The sequence below is a fragment of the Arthrobacter sp. NPDC080073 genome (assembly GCF_040686575.1).
Taxonomy (GTDB): domain Bacteria; phylum Actinomycetota; class Actinomycetes; order Actinomycetales; family Micrococcaceae; genus Arthrobacter.
In genome coordinates this window covers 125,111-139,946 of the sequence record NZ_JBFBKR010000001.1, presented here as the reverse complement: position 1 = coordinate 139,946, position 14,836 = coordinate 125,111, and the positions used below count along the sequence as shown (strand labels likewise).

Genomic DNA, 14,836 nt, shown 5'->3' with positions numbered 1-14,836 from the left:
TACAAAAGGGGTGGTCACTTCGGTGGCCGCCCCTTTTGCATGCAACGGCAGGCCCGCACCGACTGACTGCATCTACAGCCGGCAGCTTTCTGCCCGGCCCCCAGCAAGATAATCTAGCCAGAGTCCACAAACGGGAAGGCACCATGGAAACCGAGAACACTGCACTCCATCCGGAGAAGACCCGTCGTCGTGTACTGCTGAAGCTGTCCGGCGAGGTCATCGGCGGCGGAAAGCTTGGAGTGGACCCGGAAACCGTCCGCGCCATCGCCAAGCAAATCGCGGCCGCTGTTTCCGAGGTCGAGGTGGCAATCGTCGTCGGCGGCGGTAACTTCTTCCGCGGCGCCGAACTGTCCCAGAGCGGCATGGACCGCTCCCGCGCCGACTACATGGGAATGCTCGGCACTGTCATGAACTGCCTGGCCCTCCAGGATTTCCTGGAACAAGCCGGCGTCGAGACCCGCGTGCAGAGCGCCATCACCATGGGCCAGGTAGCCGAGGCCTACATTCCGCGCCGTGCCATCCGCCATATGGAGAAGGGCCGCGTGGTCATCTTCGGTGCGGGCGCAGGCCTTCCGTACTTCTCCACAGACACTGTGGCCGCCCAGCGCGCACTCGAAGTGCACGCCGACGTCGTGCTCATGGCAAAGAGCGGTGTGGACGGTGTATACACCGCGGATCCCAAGAAGGATCCCACGGCTGAGAAGCTCGAACGGCTCAGCTACGACGAGGCCCTGCGCCGCGACATCCGCGTCATGGACCAGACCGCCATGACCATGTGCAAGGACAACGATTTGTCCATGGTCGTCTTCGGCATGGAAGGCGAAGGGAACGTCACCCGGGCCATTCTCGGCGAAAAGCTGGGCACGATGGTCACCCCCTAGCAAGGGCTAGGATATTTCTAGGACTCTTCCGCCCTCAGGGGCGGAAATTTATTGTGCATTGCGGCCCGTGGACCGGGGCGCGACTATTTCTGAGGAGAAACCGTGATCGAAGAAACCTTGCTCGAAGCCGGGGAAAAGATGGACAAGGCGGTCGAGGTAGCCAAGGAGGATTTCGCGACGATCCGTACCGGTCGCGCGAACCCCGGGCTGTACAGCAAGGTGATCGTGGAATACTACGGCACCCCCACACCGCTGCAGCAACTGGCTTCCTTCGCGATTCCGGACGCCAGGACCATCCTCATCACGCCCTATGACAAGACGGCGATGCGCGACATCGAGAGGGCCCTGAGCGACTCCGAGGTCGGCGCCAATCCGTCCAATGACGGCAACGTCATCCGGATCACCATCCCGGAGCTCACCCAGGAACGCCGCAAGGAATACGTCAAGATCGTCAAGGGCAAGGGTGAGGACGCAAAGGTCACCATCCGAAGCATCCGTCGCAAGGCCAAGGATTCGCTGGACAAGCTCGTCAAGGACGGCGAAGCCGGAGAAGACGAAGGCGCCCGCGGCGAGAAGGAGCTCGACGCCATCACCAAGGCACACGTCGATGGTATCGACGAGCTCCTCAAGCGCAAGGAAGCCGAGCTGCTCGAGGTCTGATGAGCGAGGCTGAGCCGGCGCCCTTGCAGGGAATTCCCACACGCGCCAGACGCCAACGAGGCAACCCGACGCCCAAGGCCGGCCGGAATCTTCCGGCCGCCATCGGCGTCGGGCTCGCCATGCTCTTTGCCGTTCTCGGCGGGCTGCTGTTCCTTCCGCTGGGGTTCGTTCTCCTGACCACCGCGTTTGCCGTCCTCGGCGTCTGGGAAATTTTCCGTGCGCTCGAAGCCCAGGGCACCAGGATGCCGATCATCCCCGTGTTGACCGGTACCGTGGCGATGCCGCTGGCGGCTTACTTCGGCGGCACCGAAAGCCTGCTCTTCGCGATGGTGCTGAGCAGCACCGCAGTCCTGCTCTGGCGTTCCCTTGAAAGCGCTCCCGGAGCTCCGCGCAGTGTCTTCTCCGGAATCTTCACGCTTGCGTGGGTGCCTTTCCTGATCAGCTTTGCCATCCTGCCTCTCCATACAGGCGGGGGAGCGACGACGGCGGGTCCCTGGCCCGATGGGCAGGTTCCGGCAGGTGCCTGGCAGATTGCGGTGATGTTGCTGCTGGTAGTGTCCAACGACACTTTCGGGTACCTCGTCGGGGCGCTGTTCGGCAAGCATCCGATGGCTCCCAAGATCAGCCCCAAAAAGTCCTGGGAAGGGTTCGCCGGCTCGGTGGCAGGCGCCATGGTCATCGGGATCCTCGCCAGCATCTTCGTCCTGGGCAGGCCGTGGTGGGTCGGCGTGGTGCTTGCGGTAGGCATGGTTGCCGCCGCTACCGCCGGTGACCTCGCGGAATCCATGGTCAAACGCGAACTTGGCGTCAAAGACATGAGCAGCATCCTGCCCGGTCACGGCGGGGTCATGGACCGCCTCGACTCGATCGTCTTCGCGGCTCCTGCAGCATATATTCTTTTCGCGCTGTTGAGCGGCGCCTGACAACCACCCAGAAGGAAAGCAGTGGCAGTGGACATTCGTCGCCAGATCCCCGCAGCATTTGAGCGCGTGGCGCACAGCAAGTATGGCTACAACGCAAGGCAAGTGGACGAGTTTTTCCAGCGCGCCCGGAAGTCGTTTGAAAACCGGGCCGAGGCATCGGAGAAAATCGGCAGCAGCGATGTCCGCGCGGTTTCGTTTGACCCTGTCAAGGGCGGCTACGACGCCACCGCTGTGGACGCCGCATTGGACCGCCTCGAAGATGCCTTTGCCCGGCGTGAACGCGACGAGCTGATAGCGGCCGAAGGCGAGGAAGCCTGGTTGCTGAAGATCGGCAAACTCTCCGGAGTCTTGCGCGGCCGTTTGCACCGGCCTGATGGCGAACGTTTCCGCCGGCCGGACAAGAAGCGTGCGCGCAGCTACAACATCGCCGAAGTCGACGCCTTGTGCGTCTCCTTGATCGGTTACCTGGAGAACGATAAACCGCTGAGCGTCGACAACGTCCGCCGGGCCACTTTCTCCGAGGCCCGCGGGCGCGACGGCTACGAAGAGGCGCAGGTTGACGCCTTCCTCGACCGGGTCGTCGAACTCATGGCGGCGATCGACTAGCAAACCCAGGCGGGACTCCCGCGCCCTTCGGCGGCGATCGACTAGCGGAGCTGGCGCTCCGTGGCCACCGGCCGTTCCGGGACATGAAGCCTGGTCATCAGCCGGGTCACCGTCCCGGGGACACGGTGTTTCGTGGCCCGCGAGACCAGCACCATCACGGCAAAGGCCGCCGGCACCGTCCAGGCCGCAGGCTGGGCAATCCATCCGGGTGCGGCCGGACCGATGATCGTGCTTGAAACAAGCGCACCACCGCACAGGACGGCTCCCGTCAGCATGCCGGCAATCGCTCCCGAGTCGCTCAGGCCGCGCCACCAAATGCCCAGCACCAGGACCGGACAAATGGTGGACGCGGTGAAAGCGAACACCAGCCCTACGCTGCCGGCCAAGGCCATGGAATCGGTCGTGAACGCAAAAGCCAGGGGGACGGCGGCAGCCAGGAGGGCGGCCACCCGGAATCCGCGCACGCTGCCACCAAGAAGGTCCTGGCTGATGACGCCGGCCAGTGAAACCACCAGTCCCGACGTCGTCGAGAGAAAGGCCGCAAACGCACCGGCAACGACCAATGCCGACAGCAGATCGCCGGGCACTCCGCCCAGCAGCTTTCCAGGCAGCAGCAGGACCAGGGCGTCGGGCCGTCCGTTGCGTGCAAGCTCAGGTGCGAAGACCCGCCCGAGGAGGCCGGACGCCGTCGGGAACAAATAGAAGACCGACAACAGGCCCAGCACGATGAGGGTGGTCCGGCGGGCCGATTGGCCGTCCGGGTTGGTGTAGAAGCGGACAAGGACGTGGGGCAGTCCCAGTGTTCCGAAAAGCAATGCCACCAGGAGCGAGACAGTCTGGTAAAGCCCGGCTGCAGGGAGGCCCGTGGGATTGCTGGATGCCTCCGCAAGGACGGCTGAGCCGCCGCCCGCCTGGTTCAGCAGCAGGAACACCACAGGAACGGCCAATGCCGTCAATTTGAGCCAGTATTGGAAAGCCTGGACGAATGTGATGGAGCGCATCCCGCCGGCCACTACCGTCACGCAGACCACCGCGACGACGGCGACGGAGCCCACCCAGGAAGGCAATCCCGTGCTGATCCGGATCGTGAGCCCGGCGCCCTGAAGCTGCGGCACGATGTAGAGCCACCCGACAGCAACCACAACAAGGCTCGTCACCCGGCGGACGGCTTTCGACTCGAGCCTGGCCTCCGTGAAGTCCGGAATCGTGTAGGCGCCCGATCGGCGCAAGGGGGCGGCCACGAACAGCAACAGCATCAGGTAGCCCGCCGTGTAGCCCACGGGGAACCACAGTGCGTCCGTTCCGGTCAACAGGATCAGCCCCGCGACGCCCAGGAAACTCGCTGCCGACAAGTATTCGCCGCCGATCGCCGAGGCATTCCACCATGGGCGGACAGTGCGGGATGCAACGTAAAAGTCGCCCGTGGTGCGCGAAATGCGCAGGCCGTAGAAGCCGATCGCCGCGGTCGCTAGCGCCACACCCAGAAAAGCGGCGAGCCCGACGGCGGGATTCATTTCTCCTCCACAAGATCGCGATAGCGGGCTTCGTTCCTTGCCGCGGAGCGGTTGTACAGCCATGCGCTCAAGCCGATCACGGGATAAAGCGCCGCTCCGAGGATGATCCAATTTACCGGAACGCCCAGAATCCGCATTTGCGCGAGCTGGGGCACCAGCGCCACCATGGAGCCGTAGGCGGCGAGCACCAGCAGGAATCCCGAAGCCACAACCACAGCCAGGCGCAGCTGCGAACGGATGAGAGACCGGACGAAGACCTGCCCGACGTCCGAGTCCTCGGCAGCTTCGCCCGAATGGTACGGACGCTTCGGGGCTATCCTGGCAGCAGACTGCGGGGCCGTGACCCTGACGCGGGTCATCCTTGCGGCCGGATCCGGGTGGCCTCGAGCTTGTCCCGCACGGCCGGAAGGTGCCTGCGGCTGATCGGCAGTTCGGCTCCGGCCACCGTGACACTTGGACGTGCCGCCGCGAGTTTCATGTGCCCCACGTGGTTGAGGGACATCAGATAGGAACGGTGGATGCGGATGAATCCGGCTCCCGCCCACTGCTGTTCGAGATCGCTCAGGGGTACCCGGATCAGGTAGCTCGCCTCCGCTGTGTGCAGCCGGGCGTAGTCTCCCTGGGCCTGGACGTAGCTGACGTCGTCCCTGCGGATCATCCTGGTTGTTCCGCCTTGGTCAACCGTGATCATCTCCGGCACCTTGCTGCCGTCCTTGATGAGCTCGCTGATGCGGCTGATGGAACGCGCCAGGCGTTCGGCACGCACCGGCTTGAGCAGGTAGTCGACGGCGGCCAGTTCGAACGCCTCGAGCGCACAGTCTTCGTCGGCGGTGACGAAGACGACGGCGGGAGGGCGGGGGCTGCGCGAGATGGCGCGGGCGATGTCCAAGCCGGAAAGCGCGGGCATATGGATGTCCAGGAAGACCGCGTCCACGGATTCGGTTTCGAGGGCGCTGAGGGCCTCGGCGCCAGAGGCTGCGCGGTGGATGGCACCGATGCGCTCGTCCCGACCCAGCAGGAAGGCGAGCTCTTCAACGGCGGGGAGCTCGTCGTCCGCGACGAGTACGTTGATCATGGTTATAGATTAGCCTCAGGCATCATGGCTCGGCTGGGACTTGGGCACGCGCATGGTGATCAAGGTGCCTTCGCCCGGCGCGGTCTCGATGACGAGGCCGTGTTCGTCGCCATAAACCTGCCGGAGGCGGGCATCGACATTCCGCAGTCCAACGTGGTCTCCGTCGGCATGCCCCGCGAGGACCGAGCGCAGGTGTTCCGGATCGATGCCCACGCCGTCGTCCTCGATGGTGACCTCCGCGAAGGCCCCGGAGTCGTTGGCACAGATCGTGATGTGCCCCGGTCCTTCCTTCGCTTCAAGCCCATGGCGCACCGCGTTTTCCACGAGCGGCTGCAGGCTCAGGAAAGGAATCACCGTGCTCAGGACTTCGGGCGCGATCCTGAGGCTCACCTGCACCCGGTCTCCGAAGCGTGCCTTCTCCAACAGCAAGTAGCGGTCGATGCTCCGAAGTTCCTCCGCCAAGGTGGTGAAATCGCCGTGGCGGCGGAAGGAGTACCGGGTGAAATCCGCGAACTCGACCACCAACTCCCTCGCCCTGGCGGGATCGGTGTTGATGAACGAGGCGATGGCGTTGAGCGAGTTGTAGATGAAGTGTGGACTGATTTGTGCGCGCAGGGCCCGGACCTCGGCCTCCATGAGCAAGGTGCGGGAGGCGTCGAGTTCGGCCAACTCCACCTGCACGGCAACCCAGTCGGCCAGCTCGCTTGTCGCCCGGACCAACCCGGCACCGGTTTGCGGTGCGAAGGCCGCGACGGCTCCCACCACGCGGTTTCCGGCCCTGATCGGCGCGACGACGGCGTTCAGGGCGTGCGAAGCCGGGACAACCACGGTCCGTCCGTCGCAGAGAACTCCCGCGGCGAGCTCCATCAGCACGGCTTTGAGTTCTTCTGCTGCGCCGTCCCATGCCAGGACGGACTCGGTGTCCGTGATCGCCAGGGCGTCGCAGCCAAGCAGGGAACGCAATTGCTTGCTCGCCTTGGCCGCTCCCGCCGCGTGGAGCCCGGTGCGCAGGTGCTGTCCTGCGCGCGACGCCGCGTGCAGCGTCTGGTACGTGGCCCTCTCGGCGTCGGTTCCCAGCTCGCGGAAGGAACGGATCACCTTGAGGCCGACCCCGACGACCACCGCCACGGCGAGCACGATGACCGCGATGGCGGCGGCAGTGACGAGCGGGGAATCCGGCATGGAGCAAGACTAGCGAACCCGCCGTTCGGCGCAGCAACGCGTCCACTGGGCGACGCCTATGCCGGCGAATCTGGAAGTGGCGCAGCTGCGCGGCGGATAGTGATTCCAGTCACATCGACCCGGAGCGCGTGGTCGATGTAGGCACCCACAACAGGAGGAAGCCATGGGTAACGAGGCCCAGACACCGGACGCAGCGGCGTCCGTGGATTTCCAGGAAGTCCAGCAAACGGGGCAGTTTCAGGAGCTCCGCAAGCGCCACCGTAGTTTTGTCTTTCCAATGGCCATCGCGTTCCTGCTTTGGTATTTCGCATATGTCCTGCTGGCCGACTACGCGGTGGGCTTCATGTCCACCAAGCTGTGGGGCAACATCAACGTCGGCCTTGTCCTGGGCCTGCTGCAGTTCGTCTCAACCTTCGGAATTACGGCCTGGTACGTTCACTACTCCAACCGGAAACTGGACCCGATCGCCGCGGAAATCCGGAGTGAGATCGAGGGCCATGAGTTCGACAAGGGCAGCACGGTGAGGGGGACTGCGAAATGAGCGCCATGGTCCCGATGGTCAACGTCGCCGCCCTTAAGGACACCACGCTGTTGAACATGGGCATCTTCGCCCTGTTCGTCCTGGTCACCATGGTGATCGTTTTCCGGGCCAGCCGGATCAACAAAACGGCCGCTGACTACTATGCCGCCGGGCGTTCGTTCACCGGTTCGCAGAACGGCACTGCCATTGCCGGAGACTACCTTTCCGCAGCTTCCTTCCTCGGGATCACCGGGGCAATCGCTGTCAACGGCTACGACGGCTTCCTGTACTCCATCGGGTTCCTCGTCGCATGGCTTGTGGCGTTGCTCCTTGTCGCCGAGCTGCTGCGCAACACGGGCAAGTTCACCATGGCCGATGTGCTTTCCTTCCGGCTGCGCCAGCGCCCGGTGCGGATCGCCGCGGCCCTCTCCACTTTGGCCGTCTGCTTCTTCTACCTGCTGGCACAGATGGCCGGCGCCGGAAGCCTCATCTCCTTGCTCCTGGGCATCAGCGACTGGGGCGGACAAGCCCTGGTGATCGTCGTCGTCGGCGCCCTCATGATCATGTACGTGCTGATCGGAGGAATGAAGGGCACCACGTGGGTCCAGATCATCAAAGCGGTGCTGCTCATCTGCGGTGCGGCAGTCATGACACTCTGGGTGCTTTCCATCTACGGCTTCAACCTGTCGAACCTGTTGGGTGCTGCCGCGGACTCAGCAAAGAACCCCAACGTGTTGAACCCCGGCCTGCAGTACGGCAAGACCGAGAGCTCCAAGCTGGACTTCCTGTCCCTGGGCTTGGCACTCGTCCTCGGCACGGCCGCCCTGCCGCACGTGCTGATGCGCTTCTACACGGTGCCCACGGCGAAGGAAGCCCGCAAATCGGTGGTCTGGTCCATTTGGCTGATCGGTTTGTTCTACCTGTTCACCCTGGTCCTCGGCTACGGCGCGGCAGCCCTCGTGGGAGCCGACACCATCAAGTCGGCCCCCGGCGGGGTGAACTCCGCTGCACCGCTCCTCGCCTTCCACCTGGGCGGCCCGTTGCTGCTGGGCTTCATCTCGGCCGTCGCGTTCGCCACCATCCTTGCGGTGGTGGCCGGCCTGACCATCACGGCAGCGGCGTCGTTCGCGCACGATATCTATGCGAACGTCATTTCCAAGGGCAAGGCCGACGCCGGGACCGAGGTCAAGGTGGCCCGGCGCACTGTGGTGGTCATCGGGATCCTTGCGATCCTTGGCGGTATTTTCGCCAATGGCCAGAACGTAGCCTTCCTCGTGGCGCTCGCCTTCGCGGTGGCGGCGTCAGCGAATCTGCCGACCATCGTCTACTCCCTGTTCTGGAGGAAGTTCACCACCCAGGGTGCGATTTGGAGCATGTACGGCGGACTGACGGCTGCCATCGTCCTCATTGCCTTGTCGCCCGTTGTTTCCGGTGCCAAGACGTCAATGATCCCGGGTGCCAACTTCGCGGTCTTCCCGTTGAGCAACCCGGGAATCGTGTCCATTCCGCTCGCTTTCCTGCTTGGCTGGCTCGGAACCGTGGTGGACAAGCGGCGCGAAGACACGGCGAAGCAGGCCGAGATGGAAGTCCGTTCCCTGACCGGCGTAGGAGCCGAGAAAGCGGTGAACCACTAGGAGTACCGGTTCAACACAGCGATCCCTCCCGCATACAGTGCGGGAGGGATCGCTGTTGCCGGGCAGGGAGGTCTCAGTGGTTATGGCCCCCCGGCAGAGAGTGCTCTCCATGCGGGACGGCGTGCGCTCCGGCAACCGAGGCGGCGAGCCCCGGCGTCGTAATTGCCGCGACGACGACGGCGGCGGCGAAGGCAGCCCCCAAAAGCGCACCGGCCCGTGGGGAAGCCGAGGCGGCCCCGCCGTCGTCGCGGTACCTGCGGGCGAGCCAGGCAGAGGATCCCAGGACCATCAGGACCAGGAAAAGAGCCGCCAGGTGCCCGCCGTCGAGCACTCTTTGGGCCACGCCGGCAACCACGAATCCAACGTGGACCAGCACGGCCGCGAGGAGGGCGATGGTTGTTGGCTTACGGAACCGGAGCCGCCCCCGTTGGAGGCTGGCAATCGAGCTGGCGAGCAGCGCCAGGCCCCAGGCCGCGAAGACGCCGCCCGCCCACATAAGGTTTCCCCGGCCCGAAAGGTAGCTCGACGCGATGGAAAGCTCCACGAGCCCGGCCCCCATTCCCGCGAAACAGGAAAACAAGGTCAGGGAGGCCCCGGCGGTTGGTCCCACGGACGTCGCTGCTTGAGCTGACACGGACGGCTCCTTCCGGTTTCGCGGGCTTCTAGACGTGGGCCCTGGCGGTGGTGGCCCGAACCTTGTCCTGCGAGAGACCGATGCCGAGAAGCACCACTGCGCTGGCCAGGTGCAGGACGTTGTCCGCGCCGTTAAGGGCGATGATGTTCAAGGCGGAACCCACGAGGAACAGTCCGAGGATGCCGACGAGCAAGTAGACGGCGCCGACGGTGGTGTTGACGGTCTTGGACAACGCCGTGCTGTTTATGCCCGAGTAGAGCAGGGCGGCGCCTATGGCGAGGTGGATGATGTTGTGCAGAGGGTTTACCGCAAAGATGATCAGATTGGCACCCTCGGTGGCGAAGAATCCAATTCCCGAGGTGACGAAGAATCCAACGACACCCACGAGCAGGTAGACGGCTCCAAAGATGGTGGCGATCAGGCGGTTGGGCGAAGTGCGCATGGTCCAAACCTTCCGGTATGCCGGTTTAGTATCCGGCCTGTGGTTGAAACCCCGGACGGGGCTCTCAACCAGATATTCGGACCACCAAGGAGTATGGATGGGTGGGATGGGACGGATTTTTTTCCAGCTTGTCCGGCTCAGCCGGTGCGGAGGGCCGTCTTGGTGTTGCGGTTCAACAACGGCTGCACCCGGAAGGGAATCAACTCGCCCATGGACATGGCCGTGTCCGTTCGTTCCACGCCGTCACACGCAAGGATCTTGCCGTTGATCCGGAACAAATCCTCGGCGTCGAGCGCCACCACCCGCAGCAGCAGGTCAGCCGATCCGGTCAGGCCGTACCCCTCCAGGATTTCCGGGATTTCGGCGAGGTCCAAGGCAAGCTGCCCAAGCTTTTGCTGCTGCACATGCACCGAGATGAACGCCATCAGGGGATAGCCGAGGGCGGCAGGGTTGATGCGCCGTTCGAAGGAGAGGAACGCATGCTTCTTCTCCAGTTGGGCCATCCGCGCCTGGACCGTATTCCGCGATAGTCCTAGCTTCTGCGCCAGGGCGACAACCGTGCCGCGGGGGTCCTTCGCCATGGCTGAAAGCAGGCGCGTGTCGGTGCCATCTAAAGCTTGCATAATGCGCAACGTTAGCACGGTGAAGGCCACCCAGATAGGGCAGAATGCGCAGAATTTTCAACGGTGGTTGTACCCAATGAGCATTGTGAGTAGGGTCACAATTAATCCAGGCGACGACGCCCGGATGCTGGCCCGCGGGTGGATCACAAGTCCCTCCAAGAGCCTGCGAGCACGAGCTGAAAGGTGCGATCAACTGTGTTGACGGACGAACCCGGCCAGGACGCCTACAAGGCTTCGAATCCCGGCATCAGTGCAGCAAGCCCGCGTCGGACCGGCGGGGATCTGGTCCAACTGATTTCCCCGGAAGGGGAACGCATCAGCCACCCGGAGTTCGATCTCTGGGTCAGCGATGTCACGGACGAGCAACTGTGCTCGCTGTATGAGGACATGATGGTCATCCGCCGCATCGACGCCGAAGCCACCGCCTTGCAGCGTCAGGGCGAGCTCGCCTTGTGGCCGCCGCTGCTAGGCCAGGAAGCATCGCAGATCGGTGCGGGCCGGGCCCTCCGGGACGACGACTTTGTCTTCCCGAGTTACCGGGACAACGGCGTTGCCTACTGCCGCGGTGTGGAACCAACGGACTTGGTCCGGGCCTGGCGCGGCAACGCTTCGTCCGGTTGGGACCCGTACCGCCACAACATTGCCACCCAGCAGATCATCATCGGTTCGCAATCGCTGCACGCAACCGGCTACGCCATGGGCATCCAGCACGACGGAGCAGACTCAGCCGCGGTTGCTTTCTTCGGCGACGGCGCCACGAGCGAAGGCGATGTCAACGAGGCAATGGTCTTTGCGGCGAGCTTCCAGGTGCCCGTGGTCTTCATCTGCCAGAACAACCACTGGGCCATCTCCGAACCCGTCCGGATTCAGTCCCACATCCAGATCGCCGACCGTGCTTCCGGCTTCGGGATCCCCAGCATGCGGGTGGACGGGAACGACGTCCTGGCTGTTTTGGCAGTCACCCGTATTGCGCTGGACCGGGCCCGCAAGGGCGGCGGACCTACGTTCATTGAAGCGGTGACCTATCGCATGGGCCCGCACACGACGGCGGATGATCCCACACGCTACCGCGACGCCAATGAGCTGGAGGACTGGGCTGCAAAGGACCCGATTGCCCGGCTCAAGGCGCTGCTTCGCACCAAGGGCCTCCTGACGGAAGAGGTCGAGGCCAAGACCCAGGCCAAAGCGGACGAGGTGGCAAGGAGCCTGCGGGCAGGAGTCATCAACATGCCCGATCCCGCGCCGCTTGACCTCTTCAAGCACGTGTACAGCACGCCCAACTCCTGGATCGAACGCCAGAAGGACCACTACTCCCGCTATCTGGAAAGCTTCAGCGGATCAACCCAGGAAGGTGCACTCTGATGAGCAAGCTGACCTTCGCCCGCGCCATCAACGCCGGCCTGCGCAAGTCCCTCGAAAACGATCCCAAAGTTGTCCTCATGGGTGAGGACATCGGAGCGCTCGGCGGCGTCTTCCGGGTGACCGACGGCCTTCAGAAAGACTTCGGCAAACACCGGGTCGTTGACACCCCCTTGGCCGAATCCGCGATTATCGGCACCGCCGTCGGATTGGCCTACCGCGGCTACCGGCCGGTCTGCGAAATCCAATTCGATGGCTTCATCTACCCGGCTTTTGACCAGATCGTCAGCCAGGTAGCCAAGATGCACTACCGGACACAGGGCCGTGTCAAGATGCCCATCACCATCCGGGTTCCCTTCGGCGGCGGAATCGGTTCACCCGAGCACCACTCCGAGTCCCCGGAAGCCTACTTCACCCACACCTCGGGCCTCCGCGTCATCAGCGTCTCCAACCCGCAGGATGCCTACACCATGATCCAGCAGGCCATCGCCTCGGACGATCCGGTGCTGTACTTCGAGCCAAAGCGCCGCTACCACGACAAGGGCGAAGTGGATGAGACGGCAGATCTTTCCGCGGCGCTGTCCATGGAGAAGGCCAGGGTGGTCACCCCAGGCAGCGACGTCACCTTGGTGGCGTACGGCCCGCTCGTGAAAACCGCGAACGACGCAGCCGTGGCCGCCGCCGACGAAGGAGTCTCCGTGGAGGTCATCGACCTGCGCTCGCTGGCCCCGATCGACTTCCAGGCAGTGGAGGCATCCGTCCGCAAGACCGGCAGGCTTGTCATCACCCATGAGGCTGCGCAGTCCGGCGGACTCGGTGCCGAAATCGCCGCCAGCATCACCGAGCGCTGCTTCAACTACCTCGAATCGGCGCCCGTCCGGATCACGGGATTCGACATCCCGTACCCGTACTCAAAGCTCGAGATGCACCACCTGCCGGATCTGGACCGGATCCTCGACGGCGTGGACCGGGCACTGGGCCGCGGCAACTCCCTGAGCGGGCTGGAAGGATGAGCGCCACCATGATCAAGGAATTCAGGCTGCCCGACCTCGGCGAGGGACTCACTGAGTCGGAAATTCTCAGCTGGAAGGTTGCGGTGGGGGACACCGTGACCTTGAACCAGGTCATTGCCGAGGTCGAGACGGCCAAGGCCGTGGTTGAGTTGCCTTCGCCCTTCGCGGGAACCGTCGCCGCTTTGCACGAAGAGGCCGGTTCGGTTGTCGAGGTCGGCAAGCCGATCGTCTCGTTCGAAGTCGACGACGCCGGAGCCCCGCCTTCCGCTGTTGCCAGTTCCGGCGAGGTCGCCTCCAGTGAGGTCGCCTCCAGTGAGGTCGCCTCGACGGAAAGCCCGGCGGAGTCAGCGGCAAAACGCGAGCCGAACCTCGTAGGCTATGGCGCCGTCGTCGACAAATCCGGACGCCCGGCCCGGCGCCAGCGGATGTTTGCCGGCGCCCCCGAACGCGAGCCGGTCCGGGAACCCGTTCCCGCCGTCGAAACCGTTCGCGCTGTCGAAACCAGCGCACCGCCCACGGTTCCAAGCGGTCCGGCAGTGGAGCACGAGCGTCCACGGTCCACGCCTCCGGTCCGCAAACTGGCACGGGATCTTGGAATCGACCTCGAACTGGTCGAGGGAACCGGACCAGGAGGGCTCATCACCCGCTCGGACGTCCAGGAGTTCGCGGCCGGGTCCCAGGCACAGGTCTCCGTTCCCGAGCCCGCGCCCGCCGTCGTGGTTTCCGCTGAACGCGAGACGCGCACCCCCATCAAGGGAGTCCGCAAGTTCACGGCCGCTGCCATGGTGCAAAGTGCGTTCACGGCGCCGCACGTGACGGAGTTCCTGACCATCGATGTCACGCCCACCATGGAACTGCTGACGCGGCTCAAGGCCAGCCGCGAGTTTGCCGGGTACAAGCTCACGCCGTTGACCATCGCGGCGAAGGCGGTGTTGATAGCCCTGCGCAGGAACCCGACGCTGAACTCCCGCTGGGACGAAGCCGCGCAGGAGATCGTGCAGTTCAACTACGTGAACCTGGGTATCGCGGCAGCCACGCCCCGGGGACTGACTGTTCCCAACATCAAAGACGCGGACAAGATGACGCTGCTGGAACTGTCCACGGCTCTGTCCGAACTCACGGACACGGCACGATCAGGCAAGACCTCCCCGGCAGACCTGACGGGCGGGACCATCTCGATTACGAACATCGGCGTGTTCGGGATCGACGCCGGAACCCCCATCCTGAATCCGGGCGAGGCAGCCATCGTGGCGCTGGGATCGGTGCGCAAAGCTCCTTGGGTTCACAACGACGAACTCGCCGTGCGCCAGGTGATGTCCCTGAGCCTGTCCTTCGACCACCGGCTGGTGGACGGCGAACAAGGCTCGAAATTCCTGGCCGATTTGGGCGCGATCCTGTCCGACCCCGCAACAGGCATGACGATGATCTAGCGGGGGCTTCCGACGACGCTCGCTCACGTATGTCGTGTTTCTGGGGGACGCTCGCTCACGTATGTCGTGTTTCTGGGGGACGCTCGCTCACGTATGTCGTGTTTGTGGGGGACGCTCGCTCACGTATGTCGTGTTTGTGGGGGACGCTCGCTCACATGTACAAAGGACAGTCCCGGGGGTTGGCTGTGGAGCGCGCATAGGTGAGCGGGCGTTGGCTGGAAGGGCGTTATAGGTGAGCGGGGGTTGGCTGGAAGGGCGTTATAGGTGAGCGGGCGTTGGCTGGAAGGGCGTTATAGGTGAGCGGGCGTTGGCTGGAAGGGCGTTATAGGTGAGCGGGCGT

16 protein-coding genes are annotated in these 14,836 nt (G+C 64.1%); 9 read left to right on the top strand and 7 right to left on the bottom strand.

Going from position 1 to position 14,836, the window contains the following annotated elements:
* Window positions 1-143 precede the first annotated feature (143 nt).
* From pyrH to AB0O52_RS00650, 4 genes are all read left to right on the top strand, one after another.
* The gene (pyrH, locus tag AB0O52_RS00665) at window positions 144-881 is read left to right on the top strand and encodes a UMP kinase (RefSeq protein WP_364531895.1); all 738 of its coding nucleotides are present in this window, start codon (window positions 144-146) and stop codon (window positions 879-881) included.
* 102 nt (window positions 882-983) lie between these two features.
* On the top strand, window positions 984-1,541 hold the full coding sequence (gene frr / locus AB0O52_RS00660; protein WP_364531892.1) for a ribosome recycling factor: 558 nt from the start codon (window positions 984-986) through the stop codon (window positions 1,539-1,541).
* Window positions 1,541-2,464, top strand: coding sequence for a phosphatidate cytidylyltransferase (locus AB0O52_RS00655; protein WP_364531889.1), 924 nt, complete (start codon window positions 1,541-1,543; stop codon window positions 2,462-2,464). Before frr ends, AB0O52_RS00655 begins: the two co-directional genes overlap by 1 nt.
* Before the next feature lie 21 nt (window positions 2,465-2,485).
* The gene (locus AB0O52_RS00650; protein ID WP_364531886.1) at window positions 2,486-3,070 is read left to right on the top strand and encodes a DivIVA domain-containing protein; all 585 of its coding nucleotides are present in this window, start codon (window positions 2,486-2,488) and stop codon (window positions 3,068-3,070) included.
* A 41-nt stretch (window positions 3,071-3,111) separates the two neighbouring features.
* Here AB0O52_RS00650 and AB0O52_RS00645 read toward each other — a convergent pair whose 3' ends face one another.
* From AB0O52_RS00645 to AB0O52_RS00630, 4 genes are read right to left on the bottom strand one after another with little or no spacing between them, the layout of a single operon-like run.
* On the bottom strand, window positions 3,112-4,584 hold the full coding sequence (locus tag AB0O52_RS00645; protein WP_364531883.1) for a cation acetate symporter: 1,473 nt from the start codon (window positions 4,582-4,584) through the stop codon (window positions 3,112-3,114).
* Window positions 4,581-4,943 carry a hypothetical protein gene (locus AB0O52_RS00640; RefSeq protein ID WP_364531880.1) on the bottom strand — a complete coding sequence of 121 codons (363 nt, stop codon included), beginning with the start codon at window positions 4,941-4,943 and terminating at the stop codon, window positions 4,581-4,583. The genes AB0O52_RS00645 and AB0O52_RS00640 overlap by 4 nt, the downstream gene beginning before the upstream one ends.
* The gene (locus AB0O52_RS00635) at window positions 4,940-5,659 is read right to left on the bottom strand and encodes a LytTR family DNA-binding domain-containing protein (RefSeq protein ID WP_284983986.1); all 720 of its coding nucleotides are present in this window, start codon (window positions 5,657-5,659) and stop codon (window positions 4,940-4,942) included. The genes AB0O52_RS00640 and AB0O52_RS00635 overlap by 4 nt, the downstream gene beginning before the upstream one ends.
* A 15-nt stretch (window positions 5,660-5,674) precedes the next feature.
* Window positions 5,675-6,841 (bottom strand): histidine kinase, encoded by a 1,167-nt coding sequence (locus tag AB0O52_RS00630; protein WP_364531877.1) that lies wholly within the window; start codon window positions 6,839-6,841, stop codon window positions 5,675-5,677.
* 163 nt (window positions 6,842-7,004) lie between these two features.
* Between AB0O52_RS00630 and AB0O52_RS00625 the strand changes: the two genes are divergently transcribed.
* Together AB0O52_RS00625 and AB0O52_RS00620 are read left to right on the top strand one after the other, a co-directional pair.
* On the top strand, window positions 7,005-7,382 hold the full coding sequence (locus AB0O52_RS00625) for a DUF485 domain-containing protein (protein WP_364531874.1): 378 nt from the start codon (window positions 7,005-7,007) through the stop codon (window positions 7,380-7,382).
* A complete protein-coding gene (locus AB0O52_RS00620) occupies window positions 7,379-8,995 on the top strand; it encodes a cation acetate symporter (protein WP_364531871.1) in 1,617 nt (538 codons plus the stop codon). Before AB0O52_RS00625 ends, AB0O52_RS00620 begins: the two co-directional genes overlap by 4 nt.
* Before the next feature lie 73 nt (window positions 8,996-9,068).
* On the opposite strand, the gene AB0O52_RS00615 is transcribed toward AB0O52_RS00620, so the two are convergent.
* From AB0O52_RS00615 to AB0O52_RS00605, 3 genes are all read right to left on the bottom strand, one after another.
* Window positions 9,069-9,629, bottom strand: a complete 561-nt coding sequence (locus AB0O52_RS00615) for a hypothetical protein (RefSeq protein ID WP_364531868.1) — start codon at window positions 9,627-9,629, stop codon at window positions 9,069-9,071.
* 28 nt (window positions 9,630-9,657) lie between these two features.
* Window positions 9,658-10,071 carry a DUF4383 domain-containing protein gene (locus AB0O52_RS00610; protein ID WP_364531865.1) on the bottom strand — a complete coding sequence of 138 codons (414 nt, stop codon included), beginning with the start codon at window positions 10,069-10,071 and terminating at the stop codon, window positions 9,658-9,660.
* 137 nt (window positions 10,072-10,208) lie between these two features.
* Complete coding sequence (locus AB0O52_RS00605) at window positions 10,209-10,694, bottom strand: Lrp/AsnC family transcriptional regulator (RefSeq protein ID WP_234753072.1); 486 nt, start codon at window positions 10,692-10,694, stop codon at window positions 10,209-10,211.
* 246 nt (window positions 10,695-10,940) lie between these two features.
* Between AB0O52_RS00605 and pdhA the strand changes: the two genes are divergently transcribed.
* The 3 genes from pdhA to AB0O52_RS00590 are packed head-to-tail and all read left to right on the top strand — an operon-like array spanning window position 10,941 to window position 14,496.
* Entirely contained in the window at window positions 10,941-12,056 is a 1,116-nt protein-coding gene (pdhA, locus tag AB0O52_RS00600) for a pyruvate dehydrogenase (acetyl-transferring) E1 component subunit alpha (RefSeq protein WP_364532673.1), read from the top strand.
* Complete coding sequence (locus tag AB0O52_RS00595) at window positions 12,056-13,066, top strand: alpha-ketoacid dehydrogenase subunit beta (protein ID WP_364531860.1); 1,011 nt, start codon at window positions 12,056-12,058, stop codon at window positions 13,064-13,066. Before pdhA ends, AB0O52_RS00595 begins: the two co-directional genes overlap by 1 nt.
* Window positions 13,063-14,496 (top strand): dihydrolipoamide acetyltransferase family protein, encoded by a 1,434-nt coding sequence (locus AB0O52_RS00590; protein ID WP_364531858.1) that lies wholly within the window; start codon window positions 13,063-13,065, stop codon window positions 14,494-14,496. Before AB0O52_RS00595 ends, AB0O52_RS00590 begins: the two co-directional genes overlap by 4 nt.
* Window positions 14,497-14,836: the final 340 nt, after the last annotated feature.

What these genes read in the sequence shown, in the direction of transcription:
- AB0O52_RS00595 (WP_364531860.1), top strand. Translation starts at nt 12,056, where the DNA reads ATGAGCAAGCTGACCTTCGCCCGCGCCATCAACGCCGGCCTGCGCAAG.
- AB0O52_RS00590 (WP_364531858.1), top strand. Translation starts at nt 13,063, where the DNA reads ATGAGCGCCACCATGATCAAGGAATTCAGGCTGCCCGACCTCGGCGAG.
- AB0O52_RS00635 (WP_284983986.1), bottom strand. Translation starts at nt 5,659, where the DNA reads ATGATCAACGTACTCGTCGCGGACGACGAGCTCCCCGCCGTTGAAGAG.
- AB0O52_RS00640 (WP_364531880.1), bottom strand. Translation starts at nt 4,943, where the DNA reads ATGACCCGCGTCAGGGTCACGGCCCCGCAGTCTGCTGCCAGGATAGCC.
- AB0O52_RS00655 (WP_364531889.1), top strand. Translation starts at nt 1,541, where the DNA reads ATGAGCGAGGCTGAGCCGGCGCCCTTGCAGGGAATTCCCACACGCGCC.
- AB0O52_RS00610 (WP_364531865.1), bottom strand. Translation starts at nt 10,071, where the DNA reads ATGCGCACTTCGCCCAACCGCCTGATCGCCACCATCTTTGGAGCCGTC.
- AB0O52_RS00645 (WP_364531883.1), bottom strand. Translation starts at nt 4,584, where the DNA reads ATGAATCCCGCCGTCGGGCTCGCCGCTTTTCTGGGTGTGGCGCTAGCG.
- AB0O52_RS00620 (WP_364531871.1), top strand. Translation starts at nt 7,379, where the DNA reads ATGAGCGCCATGGTCCCGATGGTCAACGTCGCCGCCCTTAAGGACACC.
- pyrH (WP_364531895.1), top strand. Translation starts at nt 144, where the DNA reads ATGGAAACCGAGAACACTGCACTCCATCCGGAGAAGACCCGTCGTCGT.
- AB0O52_RS00630 (WP_364531877.1), bottom strand. Translation starts at nt 6,841, where the DNA reads ATGCCGGATTCCCCGCTCGTCACTGCCGCCGCCATCGCGGTCATCGTG.
- AB0O52_RS00605 (WP_234753072.1), bottom strand. Translation starts at nt 10,694, where the DNA reads ATGCAAGCTTTAGATGGCACCGACACGCGCCTGCTTTCAGCCATGGCG.
- AB0O52_RS00625 (WP_364531874.1), top strand. Translation starts at nt 7,005, where the DNA reads ATGGGTAACGAGGCCCAGACACCGGACGCAGCGGCGTCCGTGGATTTC.